This is a genomic window from Caulobacter sp. D5, assembly GCF_003185805.1.
GTDB lineage: Bacteria > Pseudomonadota > Alphaproteobacteria > Caulobacterales > Caulobacteraceae > Caulobacter.
In genome coordinates this window covers 1-3,731 of the sequence record NZ_QHJY01000416.1, presented here as the reverse complement: position 1 = coordinate 3,731, position 3,731 = coordinate 1, and the positions used below count along the sequence as shown (strand labels likewise).

Here is a 3,731-nt window from a genome sequence, read left to right as displayed (position 1 = left end):
TCGTCCTTGGTGCGGGCGTCGATGCGGCCGCAGAGGATCAGGCGGTCGCGCGCCCGGGTCAGACCCACATAGAGCAGGCGATAGGCCTCCTGCTGGGCCTTGTCCTCACGCAGTTTCCGGGCGCTCGCCGAGGCCTCGCAGTCGTGCTTGCCTGAGGCGCACCAGACATAGCCCTTGTCCGCCGTCGCCAGCAGCGGCGAGCCGCGCGCCCCGCCCTTCATCGTCGTCTCGGGCAGGAAGACGATCGGCGCCTCCAGGCCCTTGGCGCCGTGGGCGGTCATCACCCGCACCTGCCGGCGCACGCCCTCCATCTCGCGCTTGACCACGATGTCCAACGCCGCGAACTCGGCGACCAGGGTCTCCAGGTCGCGCACGCCCCGGGCCTCGGCGTTGGTGATCTGGGCCAGGAACTCGTCCAGGGCGTCGGCGGCCTCTTCGCCCAGGCGGGTCAGGGCGCGGGCGCGGTTGCTGGTCCCGTTGATGTCCAGCTTGCCCAGGAACAGAGCGTAGAATTCGTAGGGCTGGCGGCGGCGACGGGCGGTCAGGGCCCAGTCGAGCAGGGCGTGGGCCTCGCGCCACAGCGGCCGCTCGTCGGCGCGGGCGGCCAGCACGGTCCACAGCGTGCCGCGCCGCCCCTTGGCCAGGGCGTAGAGATCATCGTCCGCCAGGCCGCAGAACGGGCTCTTCAGCAGCGCCGCCAGCGTCAAATCATCGTCCGGGAACAGGCAGAAGCGGCCCAAGGCCAGCAGGTCGTCGAAGACGATGTGGGCCGACAGCGACAGCCGGTCGGCGCCGGCCACCGGCACGCCGCGCCGCTTCAGTGCCCGCAGCACCTCCTCGAACAGCGCCTTGCGCCGCCGCACCAGCACCAGCACGTCGCCGTAGTGGGCCGGGCGCCAGGTCCGGGAGTCCTTGTCGAACACCGCATCGCCGCGCTCGACCAGGGCCTTGATCTCGGCGGCGATCTTTTCGGCCAGGCGGCGGTTGGCGCCCTGCTCGGTCTCGACGTCCAGCGGCGCATCCCAGGCCTCGCGCTCGGCGGCGACCGGCTCGCGCTCCAGCGGCCACAGATCGACGCATCCCGGATGGTCGCGGCGGAAGGCCTCGTGGCCCGGGATGTCCTCGCCGGTGGGGGCCAGGCCCATCCGCGCCTCGGGGGCCTCGAACAGCGCGTCGACGAAGCTCAGCACCTGCTGGGTCGAGCGGTAGGACATCGACAGCGGCACGGCCTTGCCGGTGCGGCCGACAGCCTCGATGCGGGCGATATAGCCCTGCGTCTCGATCAGCAGGCGCTCGGGCTGGGCGCCCTGGAAGGAATAGATCGACTGCTTCTCGTCGCCGACGATGAACAGGGTGCGGCCGTCGGCGGCCTTGCCGTCGCGGCCCGGCGCCCCGGCCCCGGCGAAGAAGTCCTCGGTCAGGGCCGACAGAATCTCCCACTGCTCGGGCGCGGTGTCCTGGGCCTCGTCGAGCAGGATGTGACTGACGCCGCCGTCCAGCTTGTAGAGCACCCAGGCCGCGTCGACCTTGCGGGTCAGCAGGTCGCGGGTCTTCTCGATCAGGTCGGAGAAGTCGAGCGCCCCGTGGGCCTGCTTTTCCTCGATGAACTTGGCCAGGTAGAGCGCCGCCAGCCGCAGGGCCGCGACGCTGTCCTCGGCCACCTTGGCGGCGCGGAGGTATTCGCGGGCCTCCTCCAGGCGCTCCTGCTCGGCCAGCAGCCGTTCGCGCAGGTCTTCGCGGCTCTTCAGGCCCGAGGTCTTGGCTGGCCAGGTGGCGGGCGTGCCGACGCCCTTCTCGGTAAACAGGGCGGCCAGGGCTTCTTCCAGCGTCGCGCCGGGATCGACGGCGACGGCCCGCATCTGCTCGCCGCACTTGATGTCGGTCTTGCCGCCGCCGGCCAGCACGTCGGCGATCGAGCGCCACAGCACCCGGTCGAGATCGGCCATGGCCTCGGCCGCCACCTCGTCGGCGGTGGTCGGTTCGGGAAAGCCGCAGACGGTCCAGAGGTCGGCGATCACGCCCTCCAGCCCGCCGCAGCGGTCGAGATAGGCGGCGATGCCCGAGCGCTGGTGCTCGAAGGTCGCGAACATCGCTTCGAAGGAGGCGAAGTCCAAGGCCACCGAGAAGCGGGCATAGGCGTCGGCGAACACGTCGCCCGAGTGGGTGACGTGGTCGGCCAGCTTGTGCAGCGCCGCCTGAGCCACGGCCGACGAGGCCCCGTCGTCCATCACCTGGAAACCGGGCGACACCCCAGCCTCGATCGGAAAGCGCCGCAGCAGCTTCTCGCAGAAGGCGTGGATGGTCTGGATCTTCAGGCCGCCGGGGGTCTCCAGCGCCTTGGCGAACAGGCTGCGGGCCTTGGACAGGGCGGCCGCGTCGAACTCGTTGGCCGGGCGGTCCACCAGGTCGGCGATCTCGGCGCGCAGCGCGTCGTCGGGCGTGATGCACCACTTGCCCAGCCGGTCGAACAATCGGTGCTGCATCTCGGCGGCGGCGGCCTTGGTGTAGGTCACGCACAGGATCGCCGCCGGCTCGGCGCCGCCCAGCAGCAGGCGCGCGACCCGGTCGATCAGGGTCTTGGTCTTGCCCGAGCCGGCGTTGGCCGTGACGAAGGCGGAGATCGCCGGGTCGGCGGCGATGCGCTGGGGATCGAGGGCGGTCATCGCGACCCTCCCCCTGAAGGGGGAGGTGGCCCGGAGGGCCGGAGGGGGAAGTCCCTGATGAGTTCGACGAAGCCGCAGACGGAAGCAGACACTTCCCCCTCCGTCGGTTTCGCCGACACCTCCCCCTTCAGGGGGGGGGTCTTGGAAGACAGGCTCGCCCTCATTCCCCGTCCCCCTCATCGCCGCTGGTGGACCACTCGAACACCCGCGCCAGGTGGCCATAGTCCCCCGCGTGGTCGTGCACGAACTGCGGCGCGGTGCGCGAGAGATACGGCCGGGTCGGCTCGTCGTACTTGCGGATCAGCTCGACCAGGCCGTCGAAGGCCTTGCGGGCGGCGTCCTCGCTCTCGCCGCCGGCCTTGGCGCGGGTCTGCTCCTCGCCGGCCGGGCGGCGGCCGGTGACGCGGACATAGGTGAGGTCCCCGGGCGCGCGCGGACCGAGTTCGGGGAAGCCGCCGTTCTGCAGGATCGCCGCCGTCAGGGTCAGCTGCGGCGAGAAGCCGGTGTCGACCTGCTTCTGGCTGGGGGCGGCGCCGGTCTTGTAGTCGAGGATGTGGGCGGCAAGGCCGTCGCGGGTCGGCTCCAGGCGGTCGGTCTTGGCCGTCAGGGTGAAGGGCCGGCCGTCGACCTGGAAGGTGATCTCGCCGGCGGCCTCGACCACGATTTTCTCGGCGTTCGCGCGGCGGCGGGCCTCCAGGTCCATGACCCACAGGGCCGCCTCGTGGGCCAGGGCGCGCTCGCGGGCCAGGGCCGAGGGCGGCATGCCGGCGGCGACCAGTTCGGCGATGTAGAGGCCCTCGAAGATCTCGGCGCCGTTGGGAGGCAGGTCTTGCGGATAGGTCTCGGCGAACACCTCGAAGGCGGCGTGGATGGCGGTGCCGCGCGCACGGGCCTCCACCGGCTCGTCCGGACGGTCGAGGGGATAGAGCTTGAGGATGTCGCGCGCCCAGACGGCGTAGGGATCGCGCGTCAGGGCCTCCACGCGGGTGACGGCCATCTTGCGCGGGCGGTCGGCGACCGGCGGGCAGGGGGCCGGGCGCCGGACCGGGGCGTAGGGGCCGGGGGCGT

Annotated in this window: 2 protein-coding genes; both read right to left on the bottom strand. The window is 71.8% G+C overall.

Features of this window, described 5'->3' with window-relative positions; translation table 11 throughout:
• Positions 1-2,663: double-strand break repair helicase AddA (addA, locus tag DMC18_RS22570; protein ID WP_233248257.1), on the bottom strand; the 2,663-nt coding region annotated here is incomplete at its 3' end.
• A gap of 160 nt (positions 2,664-2,823) precedes the next feature.
• On the bottom strand, positions 2,824-3,731 hold a 908-nt coding region (locus tag DMC18_RS22565; protein ID WP_199232611.1), incomplete at its 5' end, for a PD-(D/E)XK nuclease family protein.